General features: G+C 63.7%; 13 protein-coding genes. 3 read left to right on the top strand and 10 right to left on the bottom strand.

What is annotated here, in order from left to right:
* Positions 1–75: 75 nt before the first annotated feature.
* The 6 genes from RIG82_02030 to RIG82_02005 all read right to left on the bottom strand — a co-directional run bounded on the left by RIG82_02030 (position 76) and on the right by RIG82_02005 (position 8,058).
* Positions 76–972, bottom strand: a complete 897-nt coding sequence (locus tag RIG82_02030; GenBank protein MEQ9459718.1) for a deoxyribonuclease IV — start codon at positions 970–972, stop codon at positions 76–78.
* A complete protein-coding gene (locus RIG82_02025) occupies positions 965–3,073 on the bottom strand; it encodes a hypothetical protein (GenBank protein ID MEQ9459717.1) in 2,109 nt (702 codons plus the stop codon). Before RIG82_02025 ends, RIG82_02030 begins: the two co-directional genes overlap by 8 nt.
* Positions 3,074–3,082: 9 nt before the next feature.
* Positions 3,083–4,456 carry a glutamyl-tRNA reductase gene (gene hemA, locus RIG82_02020; GenBank protein MEQ9459716.1) on the bottom strand — a complete coding sequence of 458 codons (1,374 nt, stop codon included), beginning with the start codon at positions 4,454–4,456 and terminating at the stop codon, positions 3,083–3,085.
* Positions 4,393–5,268: a cytochrome c biogenesis protein CcsA gene (gene ccsA, locus RIG82_02015; protein ID MEQ9459715.1), complete on the bottom strand. Its 876-nt coding sequence runs from the start codon at positions 5,266–5,268 to the stop codon at positions 4,393–4,395. Before ccsA ends, hemA begins: the two co-directional genes overlap by 64 nt.
* Positions 5,265–5,915, bottom strand: a complete 651-nt coding sequence (locus RIG82_02010) for an NAD(P)-dependent oxidoreductase (GenBank protein MEQ9459714.1) — start codon at positions 5,913–5,915, stop codon at positions 5,265–5,267. The genes ccsA and RIG82_02010 overlap by 4 nt, the downstream gene beginning before the upstream one ends.
* 280 nt (positions 5,916–6,195) lie before the next feature.
* Complete coding sequence (locus RIG82_02005) at positions 6,196–8,058, bottom strand: methyl-accepting chemotaxis protein (GenBank protein MEQ9459713.1); 1,863 nt, start codon at positions 8,056–8,058, stop codon at positions 6,196–6,198.
* 188 nt (positions 8,059–8,246) lie between these two features.
* Here RIG82_02005 and RIG82_02000 point away from each other — a divergent pair, with 188 nt between their 5' ends.
* Positions 8,247–9,707: a replication-associated recombination protein A gene (locus tag RIG82_02000; GenBank protein MEQ9459712.1), complete on the top strand. Its 1,461-nt coding sequence runs from the start codon at positions 8,247–8,249 to the stop codon at positions 9,705–9,707.
* A gap of 34 nt (positions 9,708–9,741) precedes the next feature.
* Positions 9,742–10,971, top strand: coding sequence for a L,D-transpeptidase family protein (locus RIG82_01995; protein ID MEQ9459711.1), 1,230 nt, complete (start codon positions 9,742–9,744; stop codon positions 10,969–10,971).
* Between the two features lie 4 nt (positions 10,972–10,975).
* On the opposite strand, the gene RIG82_01990 is transcribed toward RIG82_01995, so the two are convergent.
* The 4 genes from RIG82_01990 to pyrH form a co-directional block, all read right to left on the bottom strand.
* Positions 10,976–12,202: a hypothetical protein gene (locus tag RIG82_01990; GenBank protein MEQ9459710.1), complete on the bottom strand. Its 1,227-nt coding sequence runs from the start codon at positions 12,200–12,202 to the stop codon at positions 10,976–10,978.
* Positions 12,203–12,295: 93 nt separating this feature from the next.
* Complete coding sequence (locus tag RIG82_01985) at positions 12,296–13,768, bottom strand: radical SAM protein (GenBank protein ID MEQ9459709.1); 1,473 nt, start codon at positions 13,766–13,768, stop codon at positions 12,296–12,298.
* A gap of 55 nt (positions 13,769–13,823) precedes the next feature.
* Entirely contained in the window at positions 13,824–14,498 is a 675-nt protein-coding gene (gene frr / locus RIG82_01980; GenBank protein ID MEQ9459708.1) for a ribosome recycling factor, read from the bottom strand.
* 2 nt (positions 14,499–14,500) lie between these two features.
* Positions 14,501–15,298: a UMP kinase gene (pyrH, locus tag RIG82_01975; protein MEQ9459707.1), complete on the bottom strand. Its 798-nt coding sequence runs from the start codon at positions 15,296–15,298 to the stop codon at positions 14,501–14,503.
* Positions 15,299–15,474: 176 nt separating this feature from the next.
* Here pyrH and acs point away from each other — a divergent pair, with 176 nt between their 5' ends.
* The gene (gene acs, locus RIG82_01970) at positions 15,475–17,475 is read left to right on the top strand and encodes an acetate--CoA ligase (GenBank protein ID MEQ9459706.1); all 2,001 of its coding nucleotides are present in this window, start codon (positions 15,475–15,477) and stop codon (positions 17,473–17,475) included.
* Positions 17,476–17,570: the final 95 nt, after the last annotated feature.

Below are 17,570 nucleotides of genomic sequence, written 5' to 3'. Positions count from 1 at the left end.
CTAAACATTGCCCGGTCAAGACTTTTTACCCCACCCCCGCCCCCCCCCCCACACAGGCACAATATTTAGCCACTGTTATGAGTTTGTCTCTGCCATGGCTTCGAGTGCTTCGATGTTCACCAGGTCCCATGAGCGGCCGTCCGGGGCTTCGCCCTTGGGCGTCTCCAGGATCAACGGGAGCTTGCCCAGCACCTTGTGATTCAGGAGCACGCCGAAGGCCTCGGGCGAGACATGTCCCATGCCGATGTGCTCGTGCCGATCGACCCGCTTGCCGCGCTCGACTTTCGAGTCGTTGACGTGGATGACCTTGATGCGATCAAAGGTCAGGACTTGCTTGATCTCTTTGATGACCGACGCCATGCCGTCCCCCGAGGTCAGGTCGTACCCGGCTGCGATGAGGTGTGCGGTGTCCAGACAGACCCCGAGGCGCTCGGCGGAGTCGCAGCGGTCGATGATCGCCGCGAGGTGCTCGAGCTTGTAACCGAGGTTCGTGCCTTGTCCTGCAGTGACCTCCAAGCAGGTCAGCACGTCGGCATCGCTGGTGCGCTCGTGCGCCTGATCGATCCCCTTGGCGATCCGGTCGATGCCTTTTTCCTCGCCGTCGCCCAGATGGGCACCCGGGTGCATGACCAGGTAGGGGATCTTGAGTGTCGCGCAGTTCTCGATCTCGACGACCAGGAGGTCGATCGATTTTTTCCGTGTCCCTGCGTCAGTGGAGCCGGGGTTGATCAGGTAGCTGTCGTGGCTGACGGTTGTTTTGAGCTTGGCATCCTTGACGGCGGCGTGCCATTTTTCGACCGTCTCGTCCTTGAGAGGCGGGGCCGACCACTGGCGCTGATTTTTCGTGAAGACCTGCACGCAGCGCATGCCCAGGGCTTTGGCTTCGATCGCTGCGTTTTCGAGTCCGCCGGCGATGGAGAGGTGGCTGCCGATCAGGTGCTTCATCATCGTCGTCCTGTTGTGGTTACTCATCGGTGGCTGGCTTGGGTGGGATGCGGATCAGCGCTGCGTAGCCCTGATTGTCGATGACGAACCAGCCTTGCATCAGCCTCATCAAGCTCTCGCGTGTCACATCGGGATCGTAGCCGTAGGTGGCGTGCAGCCGATCCAGCTCGCTCCAGTGCACCCAGAGGTGGGTGATGCCCTCTCCGCGCAGCGTGGTGAGGAGTTGCTGATGGTCGCCGTTGGCGGAGCGCATCCAGTCGCCGAGTCGGGAACGGTCGAACGCGCTCTCGTAGACGAACGGCCGATCGAGATATAGCAGTCTCGAGGTGTCCGCGACGAGGTAGGTTTTTGACTCGGGTGGTAACTGATTGATGGGGTGGTCGTTGGCCCCGCCTGATTCGAGGGCGCCGACGAGCAGCGCCGGGGGGGCTGGGAACGATCGTTCAAAGCCATCGGGGCGGATCGGCAGCGTCTGCTTCCAGAAGGTCGTGGTCGATACGCCGTAGATCAGGAACAGCCAGAGGCATGTCACGCCGTAGAAGACAGGCTTGACGGTCTTTAGCCCGCGGAGCGTCGTCTCAACGGCCAGCGCTGTGAGCAACACCATGGGCAGCAATGTCGGGATGAGGAATCGGCTTTGCAGGTGCGTGGTTACGCTCCAGAAGAATATCTGCCAGAGGAGCATGGTCATCAGCACGAAGGTCAGAGGGCGGTGGTCTCTGGATCGCAGTCCGATGATCAGGCCCGCCAGCGCGACGATGCCGAGGAGCGGGAATCCGCCTTCTTGGTTGAAGCGTGCGATGTTGCGGGTTTCGATAGGGACGGTCCACCCGCCGATCGCGCCGTAGCCGGTGTTGCGCAGCCACTGTCGGTCGAGTGATCCGAGCCATGATTCACCCTCTTTTGCTCCGGCCAGGTGGGCACGATCCCAGCGATCGACCTCGTCGGCGGACCAGTGCCCGGTGCCGAAGACCGAGGTCGCGAAGGGGAACACCGGGTTGCCGGTCTGGACCGTGTTGCGGATGAAGTAGGGTGCGAGAACCATCGTTCCTGCGATCACGATCGTGAGCGCGAGGTCGAAGGTCGCGCGTGGCTTGTGGGTTTTGCTCTCACTAAAGACCCGCCGCAGCGCGATCGCGGTGATCGGGATCGCGAGCATCGGGCCTGCGGTGAGTTTGCTGGCGGTGGCGAAGCCCAGGAGTAATCCGATCACGATGCCGTCGTCAGCATTGATCCTGCCCGGACGCACGGAGCGGTCGAGTGCCAGGGCGGCAAAGGCGAGCACGGCCATCTCGTTGTAGGCGAGTGACCCCGTGACCAGGACCCAGGGCATCGCCAGGAACGCGGTGGCGGCGATCCACCCGACCGCTTTGGATCGGCGGCCTGCGATGCGCGCGATGACGAGCGCAGCGGCGACCGCGAGCGAGGCGTGCAGCAGCGACGCGGCCTCGATCATCGTGTTTTTACTGCCCGAGAGTGTCAGCAGCAGGCTGTAGCCGGCTTCGATCAGGCTCGGAAAGAAGCTGTAGACGTTGTGGTCAAGGCCGTAGAGGGCGTCGATGGTCTGCCAGTCGCGCGGGAGCTGGAGGTGGTAGGAGAGCACGTCGTAGCCATAAGCCTCGACGCGCCAGAGCGTCCCGGGTGGGCACGCGGCGGCGGCGAGGAGCAGTCCCAGCGGCAAGCCCAGCGCGGCCATCAGCGGGTGTGGGTTGAGGGTTTGAAGCGCTCCGGATCGGATGCGTTTGGTGATGTGCCAGAGGCCGAGTGCCGCGAGCGGCCCGACCAGCAGCCAGGCGGCCCAGGCGGCGAGGCCGATGGTGGCGGCGTTGACCCAGTGGCCGAGCAGGATCGCACCGACGCCAAGGATTGACGCGGCGAGTGGATCGACAGGTGATGTCCTTTGTGGATCGAGGGCACGCGCTCCTTCGATGCCCAGGCCGTAGCCAGCGATCCAGATCATGGTGACCCAGAGGCCGGATGTCAGAAGGATGAGGAGTTGCTCGATGCTCGCCCACGCGTTGATCGGGAGCATGCCCTGCTGGACAACGACCCACGAGCTGACTGCGGTGAGGGCAAGACAAGCGGTGAGCGTGGTAGGCAGGCTTGATGGGGTGGGGGCTTGGGTCACGCGGGCACGCTACCGCTGGTCGGCGGGGGTGTCCACGGGCTCGGGTGTCGGCGGGCGGTTTGGCAGGGGTTCGTCGAGCAGGAAGGCGTCTTCGAGGACCTGGATCTGGCTCAGGAGGTTGACGCGATGCGAGGTGCCCAGCCGTGAGACTGGGAGGTGGAGGATCTTGTTGAGGAGTCGGCGGGTGTGCTCCTGGATGATGATTTCGGTTTCGTCAGCGCTCCCATCCAGGCAGGCGATGCGTTGGCGTGTGCGGGCGAGTTCGTCATCTGCGATGGCCTGGATTCGTTGGCGGAGTTTGCGGATGACGTGTCCGGCTTCCTGGCGGGCGAGCATCTGGATGAGCGCATCGGCTTCGGCTTCGATGATCTGTTCGCAGGCGGTCACGGCGTCGGCGCGCTTGCCGAGGTTGCGCGAAGCGAGGTCCTGGAGCTGATCGACATTGACCAGGAAGACGTTGGGGAGCTGGCCGACTTCAGGTTCGACATCACGGGGGACGGCGACATCGACGATCACCTGGGGTTGCTGCTTGCGATGGTGCATCGCCGTCTTGCAGAGTTCAGCGGTGAGCACGGGTTCTGAGGAGCCGGTCCCGCAGAGGACGATGTCGGCCTGGCTCAGGGCTTCGGCGATGTTGTCCCAGACGCAAACGGTGGCGTCGGTGCCGAGGGACTCGGCGAGTGCCGTAGCACGCTGGGTGGAGCGATTGGCGATGAGAATGCGAGCCGGACGCTCGTTCTCCAGGCTGCGGAGCATGGCTTTGCACATGTGCCCGGCACCGACGGAGAGGATGGTCTTCTCGCTGAGCTTGTCGAAGACGCCACGGACGTGGGTGACGGCGATGCTGGCGACCGAGGTGCGGCCTTCACCGATGGCGGTGGACTGGCGGGCGCTCTTGCCGACGGCGAGGGCTTTCTGGAAGAGGGCGTGGAGGTGGGGGCCAACGCTGCCGGCTTCGTTGGCCTCGGTGTAGGACAGGCGGACCTGGCCGAGGATCTGGGGTTCGCCGAGGACCATGGATTCGAGGCCAGCGGCGACGCGCATGAGGTGGGCGATGGTGTCGCGGCCAGCGAGCGGTTGCCAGTGTCCGAGGGATTGTTCGGGTTCGAGCCAGGCGGCGACGTGGCGTGGTTCGACGGTGTGGTCGGCGGACCAGTAGACCTCGACGCGGTTGCAGGTGGAGATGAGGACGCATTCGTCGAGGTTGGCGGCGGAGCGGAGTTGTGCGAGCGCATCGGGGGTGCGGGCGATGCGCCTCGCGATGGATTCGCGGCGATCAACGCCGGCCTGGCGGTAGTCGAGGGCGATGACGCCAAGGCTCATGGTGCCGCCTCCGCGTCTTGAGTCGGCGAGTTGTTGTCGGCGTCGGAGTAGGCGGGCCATGCGGTGACCAGGCCGTGGACGGTGAGGAGGAGAATGAGCCCGGTGATGGCGAGCCATGCGGCGCGTTTGCCGCGAAAGAGGCTCATATGGCGGACGTTCATGGCCAGGGCGAAGACCAGCCAGGTGATGGCGGCGAGGAGGACTTTGGGGCTGAACCACCAGTCGGGACCGAGTCGGCCGGGTTCTGCGGTGACGACGACGACGCCCGAGATCAGGCCGACGGTGAGCATGGCAAAGCCAAGGGTGGTGGCGCGGATGACGGCGGATTCGGTCCACTCGAGACTGGGGAGTCCGGGTCGAGCGGCGAGGCTGTGGTGTTTGATGGAGCGGTAGACCAGCAGGTAGGTGACGCCTGCGATCGCGCCGAGCAGGGCGAAGAGGGTGCCGAGGTAGACACAGGCGAGGTGGACGATGCGCCAGACCGGTTCGATGGAATCGAGTCGGAAGGGGCGGTAGGTCCAGGCTGAAGCGCAGAGCGCCCAGGCGAGGAGGAAGGCCATGACGGGCCAGCCGATGACGCCAACGCGGCCGAGTCGGGGTCGGCTGGCGAGATAGAGGATGGCGATGCCCAGGAGCGTGGCGATGAAAACGAGGCCGTCGAGATGGCTGTGAAGGGGTTGCCAGTCGTCGGTGGAGAGCCATCGGGTGATGCCAAGGGCGGCGGTGGCGAGGGTGGTGATCCAGCCAAGGAGGGTGGTCGCGGGGGTCTGAGGTGACTTGCTGATGAGGTTGCGCGTGTCCATGAGCCACGCCGTCAGGGCGGCAGCGGTGAGTACGCCAAGGATGAGGGGTGTGATGGCGTTGGGGTTCATGGCTTGGGCTTCTGCGTGGTCGCGGAGGTTTGGGCTTGACTGATGAGCTGATCCCAGTGGTCTCTTAGGGCCTGATCGCTTTCTCGTGCGGCGGCTCGTGAATCTTCATTGACAAGCTGGCGGAGGATTTGCTGTCGAGCGGGGCCCGGAGGGATTTGTTGCTGGATGCGATCGCGTTCGGCGGCGGCTTTTTCGAGCAGGGCGGTCCAGTCGGGCGCGACGGCGGCGAGGGCCTCCTCGGCGATGGTCACGGCGGCGGAAGCGGACGCCCCTGCGGTGGAGACGCTCAGGGTCAGGGGGCCGGCAGATCGGGTGGCGAGGAAGGTGAGGTCGCCCGCGTCGCCGTCGTCGGCTCGGTTGACCGGGATGCGCAAGGCTTGTGCGGCCTGCATGAGGCTGTGCTGTGTGTCGGGGTTGTCCGTGGCGAGGATGACCAGGTGGCGGCCGTGGAGGTCGGCGGGGGCGGCAAGGCGGTTGAAGACGGTGACGGAGGCGGGGAGATCGGAGGGGTTGGCGTCGGGTGCGACGACGGTGACATGGGCACCGAGGTCGGTCATGAGCGCAGCCCGTCGGCGGCCGGTGGGTCCGGCCCCGATCACCAGGCAGTCAAGCCCGGACATCTCCCATTGAACGACAACGCCAGCCATGAGGGCAGTGTAGCCGTGGAATAAAACCGCGGGCCTCCTTTTCAGGAGACCCGCGGCGCGGAGTGTGTTGGTCGTGTCCTTCATGCCCCAGCTGGGCTTAGTCCTTGTTGGTCTTGAACTGCTCGATGAGGGACATGAGCTGTTCGGACTGGAGGGAGAGCTGCTGGGCGGCCTCAGCGGCTTGGGAGGTTCCGTCGCTGGGTTATCGGTGATGGGAATATCGGTCTTGCTGTTGCCATGGTTTGGGTTGTTCCATGGCGATTTTCTCGTCACGTCTGCTTTACTGGTTGAGCTTTCGGCCGCTAGCAACGACATCGATTCGTTGATCGCTGATGTGCTTTGGGACCGGTCCTTCGTCTTTGCGGCGATCGGGAGCTTGGAGTTTGAACTTGCCGATGAGCGAGGCGAGCTGCTCGGCCTTTTGAGAGAGCATGTTGACGGCTTCTGAGGCTTGGCGTGAGCCTTCGGCAGATTCAGAGATCACGGAGGACATCGAGGTGACGCTCTCAGTAACGCTCTGGCTCGCCGTCGATTGTTCGCGTGACGAGGTAGCGATGCTCTGGACCAGGTCGTAGACCTCGCGCGATCCGGCGACGATGGACTCCAGGCTGCTTCCGGCTTGTCCGGCGCGTTCGACGCCTTGGGTGACTCGCTGTGTTCCCGACTGCATACGTTCGACGGCCTGTCCGGTGCCGGTCTGGATCGCTTCAATGGATTCGGCGATTTCTTCGGTGGCTTTGGTGGTGCGGTCGGCGAGTTTGCGGACCTCATCGGCGACGACAGCGAAGCCTCTGCCGTGCTCACCGGCGCGAGCTGCTTCGATGGCTGCGTTCAGTGCGAGGAGGTTGGTCTGGTCGGCAATGTCGTTGATGACCTCGATGATCGCACCGATCTGTTCGCCGCGTTTGCCGAGGTCCTCGACGCAGGCGGCGGTGGCTTTGACGGCGTCGGCGATCTCCTGCATGTCTTCGATGGTTTGGCGGACCACTTCACCGCCTTGGGCGGCCATCTTGCCTGCTTCTTCGGCCTTGCCGAGTGATTCTGCGGCACGGTTGGCGACCTCGTTGACGGACGACGACATTTCTTCGGCGGAGGCAGCGATCACGGCGGTCTGCTGCTGCTGGTCGTCGAGCCCGCGGGAGATTTGTTCGGATGAGGCGGCGATCTCGGTGGATGCGGCGGCAACTTCGGAAGAGGCACCCTGGACGGATGCGACGAGGTCGTGCACCTTCTGGACGAACTTATTAAATGCCTTGCCAAGCTGTCCCAGTTCATCGGAGCGTCGATCTTCGACGCGCTTGGTGAGGTCGCCATCACCTTCAGCAATGTCAGCGAGTCTTTCAACCAAGGCCGCGATGGGCTTGGCGAATGCAAACCGGAGCATGAGGAAGATGATGAGGGCTCCGCCGATGGTCATGGGCACGGTGAAGAGGAGTCCCGAAGTGATGAACCCGGCGACCTGAGTATCAACGGGTGCCATGGGCATGACGACATGGAAAGCGCCGTGCATGTCGCCGACCTTCCAGTTCTCCATGGGGAATCCGAGAGGGTCTTTGCCGTCACCGGTATTTGAGGTGGCGGGGTCGCCGTGGCAGGTCATGCAGTCGGCGGTGAGTTTGATCGCGCGGAGGTAGTGGAGTTCGTTGGTCTCTTCGTTGATGCGATAGATGTTCTCATCTGTGGCGGTAGCAAAAGAGTCTTCGAGGTCAGCAAACAACTGGTGCTCGAAGGTTCCTGGCTGAGGCTCGTTCTTGGGGTTACGGGCCTCGAAGGCGGTGACGCGGAACTCGATGTTTTCTTTGGTAGCGGCTTGCTCAGCGGCCTTCCATCCGGCGACGACGGGGATGGTGTTGAAGGCTTTGGATTCGGTGTAGGGCTTCCCGGCGGCGATATCGGCTTCTAGTTCAGCGCGGAGCTTCTCGCGGTCGAAGGCACCCTGCTCGGCAAGGAGTGAGGTGTGGTTCTTGGCTGAGTCGGCGACGGCGGTGAAGGCGGCGGCTTTCTCGACCATCGCCTTCTCGGCGGAAGCCTGGTACTTGCTGGCGACCAGGACGTAGTTGACCGCGACGACCGCCACCAGAATGGTGACCGAGACGGCGAGGATCCGGGTGCTGAGCTTGAGCGAGTGGAAGAGGCTGAGCATGATGTTCTCCATGGGATAAGGAGCCGCCAGGGCATGTGCTCAGAAGATCGACTCAGGTGAAAACCAAGATCACTCCAAAGGCTTGGAAGTGGAGATACAGCCGAAACATTCAGTTAGCCGTTTTGGGGTTAACCTGCCCAGTGTGCGGTATCGTTGGGGTCAGATGGGATGTGGCATAAGGTTTGGTGATGGAACGGAGCAAGAGCTCGGACGATTTGTGGTCGGATCAGCGGGCGGAGCGTCGGCGGGCGGCGGAGCCGTTGGCGGCGCGGATGCGTCCGCGATCATTGGGGGAGTTTGTGGGGCAGGAGCACTTTCTGGGTGAGGGGAAGCTGCTGCGGCGGTTGCTGGAGGCGGATCGTTTGTCGTCGGCGCTGTTTTGTGGGCCGCCCGGCACGGGGAAGACGAGTCTGGCGACGCTGCTGGCGGCGCATACCAAGCGCCGGTTTGAGCAGACGAACGCGACGACGGTGGGCGTGAAGCAGGTTCGAGAGATCCTGGATCGTGCGCGGAGCCATCTGGAGTTGCATGGTCAGCGGACGATTCTGTTTTTGGATGAGATCCATCGGTTTAATCGGGCGCAGCAGGATGTGCTGCTGGGGGATGTGGAGTCGGGGGTGATCACGCTGATCGGGGCGACGACGGAGAACCCGTTTTTTGCGGTCAATGCCCCGCTGGTGAGCCGGTCGCATGTGTTCGAGTTTCAGCCGTTGGATGAGGTGGCGATCGAGACGCTGCTGCGTCGGGTCTTAGAAGATGTGGAGCGTGGGTTTGGTGGGCTGCCGATCGAGTTGACGCCCGAGGCGGTGGAGCACTGGGCGATGGCGTCGGATGGGGACGCGAGGCGGGTGCTGACGGCGTTGGAGGTCGCGGTTCTCAGCGAAGGGGTGGTGAAGGGGGCTGAGACGCTGGTGATCGATCTGGCGCTGGCCGAGCAGTCGATCCAGCAGAAGGCGGTCGTTTATGACGGGACGGGGGATGAGCATTACGACACGATCTCGGCGTTCATCAAGTCGATGCGGGGCTCTGACCCGGATGCGGCGGTGTATTGGCTGGCGCGGATGCTTCATGCAGGGGAGGACCCGATGTTCATTGCCCGGCGGATCGCGATCCTGGCCTCTGAGGACGTGGGTAATGCGGACCCGCAGGCGATTCAGGTGGCGGCAGCGGCCTATGAGATCACGCACAGAGTTGGGATGCCGGAGTGCCAACTGACGCTGGCGCAGGCGGCCATTTATATGGCGACGGCCCCGAAGTCGAATGCCTCGGCGACGGCGATCTGGTCGGCGATGAGTGATGCCAAGGCGCAGCGGACGCAGCCGGTGCCCAAGCATCTCAAGGACGGGCATTATGCGGGGGCGAAGAAGCTGGGGCGGGGCGTGGGTTATCGGTACGCGCACGATGATGCGGAGGGGCATGTGGCTCAGGCGTATCTGGGGGTGGACAAGACCTATTACACGCCGACGAACCGGGGTTACGAGGAGCGGATCGGGCGTTTTCTGGCGTGGGTGGCTTCCCGGAGCGTCCCGGGGGTTGATGAGGGCGAGGTCTCGGAAAGCGGGGGTGGGGGTGCTACGCTATCCGGAGGTGGCGCAGGAAGCGTCACATCGCCGAATCAGGAAGAGGGTGACACGCCGTCGCCCGCCTGATCGCCCGTGAAGGGCGTTTCACGGAGGACAGCCCATGGTTCTTTCATCACAATCACCTCGGCCGGGGATGGACCGGCTGTATCGGGTTTCGGGTCGTCGCCGAGGCGGGGGCGGGAAGCGTTGGTTGGCGTTGCTGCTGGTGATTGTTCTGGTTGCTGGGCTGGTGTACGTCTTGGGTGGGTTTGGTGATGGGTCGCCGGAGTCGGCTCAAGCGGACTCGGGCGCGGGGACTAATCCCAATACAACGATCTCGCGTCCCGTCGAGAGCCTGAGCACGCCGACGATCCGGTTCGAGTCGGGGTCGGGTGCTGTGGCGACGACTACTCGTCCGGCGCAGGCTGCCGTGAACTCGGCAACGCGGCCGGGTCGTGATCCAGCACAGGCTGATGAGGCGATGGCGCCCGTGGGCTCGGAAGAGCTTGAGCGATCAGCGGAGCAACTGGTGGCGCAGCAGGCGCAGAGCTCTCGGGTCCAAACCTGGGCGCAGGTCGATGCTTCATTGGACGCTTCGGTGCAGCGTGGTGCGGAGTTGATCTCGCAGGGCCAGCTGGTTGAGGCGCGGCGGGTGATGAGCGGGGCACTGTATGGCGGTGATATGCCGGCGAAGCCGATTGCGGATGCGCTGCGGGCGCAGCTGGCGGACGTGAACGCGGCGCTGGTGTTTTCCGATCAGGTCGCGCCCGGTGATGATCTCGCCGAGCGGTACCGGATCCAGTCGGGGGATTATCTGTCACGGATCGGCCCACGGTTTGATATCCCGTATCAGCTCATCGAGCGGATCAACGGCGTGGACGCGAATCGCATCCGTGCGGGTCAATATCTCAAGGTTTTGCGGGGCCCGCTGCACGCTCGCGTGGTGCGGAGTCATTATGTGATGGACGTGTTTGGCAAGGACCCGCAGGGCGGGGCGATCCACGTGATCTCGTTCCCGGTGGGGCTCGGTGAGAACGATTCGACGCCCGATGGGCTGTGGGTGGTCGAGCCTGGGCGCAAGGTGGTCAACCCGGACTGGCGGAACCCGCGGACGGGTGAGTACTACCAGCGGGATGACCCGCGCAACCCCATCGGCAACTACTGGATCGCGCTGGAGGGAGCGGACGCGAACACCGCGGGCAAGCGCGGCTACGGCATCCACGGCACCATCGAGCCCGAGTCGATCGGCTCGCAGGCGTCAATGGGCTGCGTGCGGCTGCTGGATGAGGACATCGAGCTGGTCTACTTTATGCTGGCGTCGGGCGAGAGCACGGTGGAGATCCGGGAGTAGGAAGTCAGCGTCTACGCATCAGCACCAGGCTCATTAGCCCAAGCGTCGCTGCGGCCGGCTCGGGTACTGAGGTGCCGTCGAAGCCGAAGTTGGTGGCGAGGATCGAGAGGTCGATGAGGTCGACGATGCCGTCGGCGTTGGCGTCGCCTTGGAAGGCGTTGAAGGCGGGGAGTCCGAAGTTGGTGGCGAGGGTGGAGAGGTCGATGAGGTCGACGCGGCGGTCGTAGTTGAAGTCGCCGGGGAGGGTGCCGAAGTGGTCGAGCCAGAGGTTGAAGTCATCTCCGTCGACGATGCCGTTGAGGCTGAGGTCGAGTTCCGGGCTGAAGGTCAGGCCGATGTTCTGGTAGAGGATGTCGGCGTCGGTGGCGTTGACCAGTGAGTCGTCGTTGAAGTCGCCATCGACGTCGATGAGGGTGTAGCGGACTTCGGTGTTGGCGGTGATGGCGTAGAAGGGGGTGTCGTCGGGGTAGGGGAGGCTGGCGACCACGGCGGGCAGGCCCCAGTCGATGATCGGTCCGGAAACGCGGGTGAGGGTGGATAGTCCGACGGCGGTAGGGTCGCCGATGCGGGCGTACTCGATATCGAGTTGGTACTCGCCGGGGTCGGTGGCGGCTGGGATCGCGACCGATTCGTTGGCTGAGCCGGGGTTGAGGGTAAGGGTGCCCTCTAGGGTGCTCTGCTCGAAGAAGTCACCGACGGCATCGGAGTTGAGGCTAACGATCACGGCGTCGGCGAGGGCGGCATCGGGGGGTTCGGTCCAGTCGATGGAGGTGGGGGCGATCGAAGTCGGGCCCGGCGTGGGGTTGGTTATGGTGGCGCGTTGGGGGAAGTCGGTCTCCGTGAGGGAGGACTCGAAGAGCGCCTGGAAGGTGTAGGTGCTCACAACGCTGCCGGGGAACTCGACGAGGACCTGCCAGGTCGATTCGCCGGGGGAGCCGGTGCCGTCGAGGAGGTCTGACACGGTGGGCGCGTTGGTTTCGGCGAAGAGGTCGCCGTTATCGGTGTCGATCATGTCCAGCGGGATGGGTGAGCCGTCGGGAGCGATGAGGGTGATGGCGTCGGCCCCGGTGACGTTGGCAGAGATTTGGGCGGCAAAGGGGTCGGTTTCGCCGCTGCGGCCCAAGAGGAAGAAGAGTGAGCCCGCCTCGATGGGTGCTACGCCGGCGAAGGCCGTGAGGGGGCTGGTGAGCAGAGTGGTCAGAGCGCATACGGTCAGAATTGAGCGTTTCATCACTTTCTCCTGATTCTTATTTTCCTCACACTGCTCCAGTATACCTGCTGGGGGTCTGAATCCGATGAGAATTTTGTGAAGGATTCATCCGTTTCACACCTCGCCAATCGTCAGCGTCACCGGTGTCTGGGGGCTGGCGGGGCGGGGGGTGCCTTCGGACTCGGTGTGGAGCTTGGATTCGCGTTGGGTGGACCAGTCGGTGACTTGCTGGTCGGGGGCCTGACCATCACCGCCGCCGTGGACTTTGAGGATGTTGTAGTAGTTGTCGCGCTGCGCGGGCGTGAAGCCTGCGGTGCGGATGAGGTGGCAGAGGTAGGGTTCGGTGAGGCAGTAGGTGGTGCCGGCGGCGGAGACGACGTTCTCTTCCATCATCACCGAGCCCATGTCGTTGGCGCCGTAGAACAAGGCGATCTGGCCGACCTTGGGGCCCATGGTGACCCACGAGGAGCCGATCGAGTGGATGTTGTCGAGGAACAGGCGCGCGATGGCTTGGGTGCGGAGGTAGTCGGTGGACCCCGCCATGCGGACGACTTTGCCGGCGTCGGGGACGGCGGCGTCGCAGGCTTTCTTGTCGTTGGGGTCGAGTTGGTTGGAATAGACGAGGTCGGCGAGGGTGTCGCCTGGGAAGGGGTCGCCGGCTTCGCGGTCGAAATCGGGGACACGGCCCAGGGGGGTGTTCTCGCGTTGGAACGGCCAGGCGATGAAGGAGACGTAGCGGCCGGGGTCGTTGTCGGCGATGGCGGTATCTTGGCGGTCGCGGACGCGGGCCATGTGGTCGATGCGGTCGGCGATGCCCTCGATGTGCCCGAACATCATGGTGGCGGAGGTGCGCATCCCTAGGCGGTGGGCGCAGGACATCACGTCGAGCCACTGGGTGTCGGTGGCTTTGCCCAGGCCGATGCGTCGGCGGACGTGCGGGGCGAAAATCTCTCCGCCTCCGCCCGGGAGCGAGTCAAGACCGGCGGCCATGAGTCGGCGCATCACGGCTTCGAGTTTGGCCTGCCAGACGTCGTTGGGCAGTTCGTGGCTCTTCTTGGGGTCGGTCGAGGGGAAGCCCTCGATATCGAGAACGGCGACGAACTCGACGAACTCCGGGGGTGAGAAACCGTGGACATGGACCTGCGGGAACCGGGTTTTGATGCCGCGGAGCATGTCCTCGTACCAGTCGAGTTTGAGGCCGGGGTGCATCCCGCCCTGGAGGAGGATCTGGGTCCCGCCTATGTCGACGAGTTCCTGGATTTTCTGGTGGAGCTGATCATCGGTGAGGATGTAGCTGTCGTGGTCTTCTTCGTCTCTACGGAAGGCGCAGAAGGTGCAGTGCGCTGAGCAGACGTTGGTGTAGTTGATGTTGCGGTCGATGACGTAGGTGCGCAGCGCACGCTGGCCATCGGGGCCGATCATCGCTCCGTGGATGCGGTCACAGACAGCGGAGGACCACTGGCCAAGATCGTGAAGCGAGGCCTCGTGGTAGAGGCGCAGAGCTTCTGCGCGGGTGAGGCGTCGTTCGCCGGCGATGACGGCGTCGATCTGGAGTTCTTCACCCAATCGGGGGTTGGGATTCGGCATGCTGAATGCTAGGGCGCAGGTGGCGAGCTGTCAGAGGCTCAGTGTGAGGCTGGGTTCAGATTTCCTGGATTTCCTTGGCCTTGCGGGTGACCTCTTCTTCGGCTTTGGACTCGTGCTTTTTCAGCAGTTCCTGGATCTTGTTCTTGGCCTCTTCGATCGAGTCTTCGCTGATGTGCTGGGTCTTGTCCTTGGCGAGCTGGTCGATGTGTTTGTTGGCGTCGCGGCGGGCGTTGCGCATGGCGACTTTGGCCTGTTCGCCCATCTGCTTGACGGAGGCGGCGAGTTCCTTGCGGCGGTCGCCTGAGAGGGGCGGGATGTTGATGCGGATCTGCTTGCCATCCACGATCGGGTTGAGGCCCAGCCCGGCGGCTCCGATGCCCTTGGCGATCTCCTGAACCGTCGAGGCGTCGTAGGGTTTAACGATGATCTGAGAAGGTTCCGGGGCGTTGATGAGGGCGACGCTGCGCAGGTCGGTTTCGGAACCGTAGACCTGGACCTTGACGTATTCGACGAGTCCGGTGGAGGCGCGGCCGGTGCGGACGCCTTTGAGCTCGTTGTGGAGGTAGTCCAGGGACTTGTCCATCGTCTCCTGGCACTGTTTTTCGATCTTGTTGAGGTCCATGGCGGGTCCTTTCTCGGCGAGCAGAAGGGGGCATGAGGTGGCGGGTTTCGGCGTCGCCGGACCGGTGAGTTTAACGGATCGCGGAGTCTTACGATCGCTGGTGGGCATGCTCAGGGGGTAACGAGGGTGCCGACGCGCTCGCCGCGCACAACGGCCGCAATGTGGCCGGGGGTTTTCATGTTGAAGACGGTTATAGGGATGTTGTTGGTCTGGCACATGGTGAAGGCGGCCAAGTCCATCACGGCGAGGCGTTGGTCAATGGCCTCGTCGAAGGAGAGATTCTCGTAGCGGACGGCGTCGGGGTATTTGACGGGGTCTTTGTCGTAGACGCCATCGACCTTGGTGGCCTTGAGGACCAGCTCGGCACCGATCTCGGTGGCCCGGAGGGCGGCGGCCGAGTCGGTGGTGAAGAAGGGGTTACCGGTGCCGGCTGCGAAGATGACGACGCGGCCTTTTTCGAGGTGGCGGATGGCCCTGCCCCGGATGAAGGTCTCGGCGACGGACGAGAGATTGATGGCGCTGAGCACCCGAGCCGGCTGGCCGAGGTGTTCGAGGGCCTCTTTGAGGGCGAGGGCGTTGATGACCGTGCCGAGCATGCCCATGTAGTCAGCGGTGGCCTGGTCGATGAGGCCCTGCGAGGCGAGGGTCGCCCCGCGGATCATGTTGCCCCCGCCAACGACCACGGCGAGTTGGGTGCCGACCTGGGCGGCCTGGACGATCTCGCGGCCGATGATCCTCAGCTCTTCGGGGTCGATGCCGGAGGCACCGGGTTTGCAGAGTGATTCGCCCGAGAGTTTGAGGAGGACCCTGCGGTAGCGCGGGGAGGGATCGGAAGCCGATGCGGCGGAGGGAGTTGCGTTCATGGTGCTGGTGCCTGCGGGCGTGGTCGTGGTGGGGCTCGCGGGCATTGAAGCCGGGGTGAGGGCCAGGGTCAAACGGTGGGAGCAGGTCCAGCGGGGTGTTCTTGATCCGTTTCCGTGCTGGTTTTACTCTGATCGGTTCGATGCCGAGCGTCGAGTGGCTGTCGGTTGTATGGTCATCCTGATTCTTTTCGATTTTTCCCCTGTTTTTAGAGGAATGTCTCATGGCCCAGACACCTTCAGGTGATTCGAGTGCGATGGAGTCGGTGCTTCACGAGGAGCGGAAGTTCCCGCCACCCCCGGCTTTCTCGGCTCAGGCGCGGGTCAAGAGCCTCGAGGCGTACGAGGAGCTTCACAAGGCATCGATTGAGAACCCCGAGAAGTTCTGGGCGGAAAAGGCGGCGGACCTGCACTGGTTCAAGAAGTGGTCTCGGGTGCTGGAGTGGGAGCTACCGGACGCCAAGTGGTTTGTCGGGGCGAAGACCAACATGTCGTACAACTGCCTGGATCGGCAGGTCGAGGCGGGGCTGGGGGATCGCACGGCGATCATCTGGGAGGGCGAGCCGACGCCGGGTGGCAAACCCGAGGTTCGACGGATTAACTACAAGCAGTTGCTGGCGGATGTCAGCCGCTTTGCCAATGTGCTCAAGAACCTGGGGGTCGAGAAGGGCGACGTCGTCACCATCTACATGCCGATGGTGCCGGAGCTGGCGGTGGCGATGCTGGCCTGCGCCCGCATCGGGGCCCCGCACTCGATCATCTTTGGCGGTTTCTCGGCCTCGGCGATCAAGGATCGTGTGGAGGATGGCAAGTCCCGCATCGTCATCACAGCCGATGGCGGCTGGCGTCGGGGTAAGCCGGTCCCGCTTAAGGCCAATGTTGACGAAGCGCTGACCATGACCGATCGGGTCGAGAAGGTGGTCGTGCTCGAGCGTTGCAAGAACGACGTGACCATGACCGAGGGCCGCGATTACTGGTGGCACGACCTGGCCAAGGACGCCGAGGCGACGTGCCCTGCCGAGGAGCTGGACGCAGAGGACCTGATGTTCATCCTCTACACCTCGGGCTCGACGGGTAAGCCCAAGGGAATCATGCACACGACGGCGGGGTACATGGTCTACACCTACGCCACCTCGCAGGTGACGTTTGACCTCAAGCCGGCCACGGCGGAGGCCGAATCGCCTGATGTTTACTGGTGCACAGCGGACATCGGCTGGATCACCGGGCACTCCTACATCATCTACGGTTTGCTACCCAACCGCGTGCCGACGCTGATGTACGAGGGCGCTCCCGATGCGCCGGACAAGGATCGTTTCTGGGACATCATCGAGCGTCACAAGGTCACGAAGTTCTACACCGCGCCGACGGCGATCCGTGCGTTCATGAAGTGGGGCAGCGAGCACGTCGAGAAGCACGACCTGTCATCGCTTCAGGTGCTCGGGACAGTTGGCGAGCCGATCAATCCCGAGGCGTGGATGTGGTACCACCGGGTCATTGGCGGGGAGAAGTGCCCGATCGTGGACACCTGGTGGCAGACCGAGACGGGCGGGCACATGCTCACGCCCATCCCGGGCGCGACGACCACCGTGCCCGGCTCGTGCACGCGGCCGTTCTTCGGGATCGATGCGGCGGTGGTGAACTCCGAGGGGGATGAGATGCCGACCAACGCTGGCGGGATCCTGGTGATCCGCAAGCCCTGGCCGTCGATGCTCCGGGGGATCTACGGCAACCGCGAACGCTTCATCGAGACCTACTGGAGCAAGGTCGAGGGCTACTACACGGCGGGCGATGGGGCGCGGAAGGACGAGGACGGCAACTTCTGGATCATGGGCCGGACCGACGACGTGATCGTGGTCGCCGGCCATAACCTGGGCACCATGGAGGTCGAGTCGGCGTTGGTGTCGCATCCTGCCGTCGCTGAGGCGGCGGTGGTGGGCTTCCCCCACGAGATCAAGGGCACCGGCATCGCGAGCTTCGTGACGCTCCGTGGCGGGCACGAGGGGTCCGACGCGCTCATCGAGGAGATCCGCAACCACGTCGCCAAGGAACTAGGCCCGATCTCAAAGCCGGACCTGGTGCGGTTTACCGATGCCCTGCCCAAGACCCGTTCGGGCAAGATCATGCGCCGGCTGCTCCGCGACATCGCCGCGGGCAAGGAGATCACCCAGGACATGACGACGCTGGAGGACGTAAGCATCCTGGCGAAGCTGCAGGGGGAGGGGTGAGAAATTCAGGCGAACTGAACATTCTTTAACGACACTTGTTCGTTTCGCGGGAAGATACGCTTCCAGTCCAGCAATAAATCTTCCAATCGTATATT

The organism is Phycisphaeraceae bacterium (assembly GCA_040222855.1).
Lineage (GTDB): Bacteria > Planctomycetota > Phycisphaerae > Phycisphaerales > Phycisphaeraceae > Mucisphaera.
This window is presented reverse-complemented; position numbering and strand designations above follow the sequence as displayed.

Excerpts from the sequence above, each read along its gene's own strand:
- RIG82_02030 (MEQ9459718.1), bottom strand. The coding sequence starts at position 972 with ATGAGTAACCACAACAGGACGACGATGATGAAGCACCTGATCGGCAGC.
- hemA (MEQ9459716.1), bottom strand. The coding sequence starts at position 4,456 with ATGGCCCGCCTACTCCGACGCCGACAACAACTCGCCGACTCAAGACGC.
- ccsA (MEQ9459715.1), bottom strand. The coding sequence starts at position 5,268 with ATGAACCCCAACGCCATCACACCCCTCATCCTTGGCGTACTCACCGCT.
- RIG82_02010 (MEQ9459714.1), bottom strand. The coding sequence starts at position 5,915 with ATGGCTGGCGTTGTCGTTCAATGGGAGATGTCCGGGCTTGACTGCCTG.
- RIG82_02005 (MEQ9459713.1), bottom strand. The coding sequence starts at position 8,058 with ATGCTCAGCCTCTTCCACTCGCTCAAGCTCAGCACCCGGATCCTCGCC.
- RIG82_02000 (MEQ9459712.1), top strand. The coding sequence starts at position 8,247 with ATGGAACGGAGCAAGAGCTCGGACGATTTGTGGTCGGATCAGCGGGCG.
- RIG82_01995 (MEQ9459711.1), top strand. The coding sequence starts at position 9,742 with ATGGTTCTTTCATCACAATCACCTCGGCCGGGGATGGACCGGCTGTAT.
- RIG82_01990 (MEQ9459710.1), bottom strand. The coding sequence starts at position 12,202 with ATGAAACGCTCAATTCTGACCGTATGCGCTCTGACCACTCTGCTCACC.
- RIG82_01985 (MEQ9459709.1), bottom strand. The coding sequence starts at position 13,768 with ATGCCGAATCCCAACCCCCGATTGGGTGAAGAACTCCAGATCGACGCC.
- frr (MEQ9459708.1), bottom strand. The coding sequence starts at position 14,498 with ATGCCCACCAGCGATCGTAAGACTCCGCGATCCGTTAAACTCACCGGT.
- pyrH (MEQ9459707.1), bottom strand. The coding sequence starts at position 15,298 with ATGCCCGCGAGCCCCACCACGACCACGCCCGCAGGCACCAGCACCATG.
- acs (MEQ9459706.1), top strand. The coding sequence starts at position 15,475 with ATGGCCCAGACACCTTCAGGTGATTCGAGTGCGATGGAGTCGGTGCTT.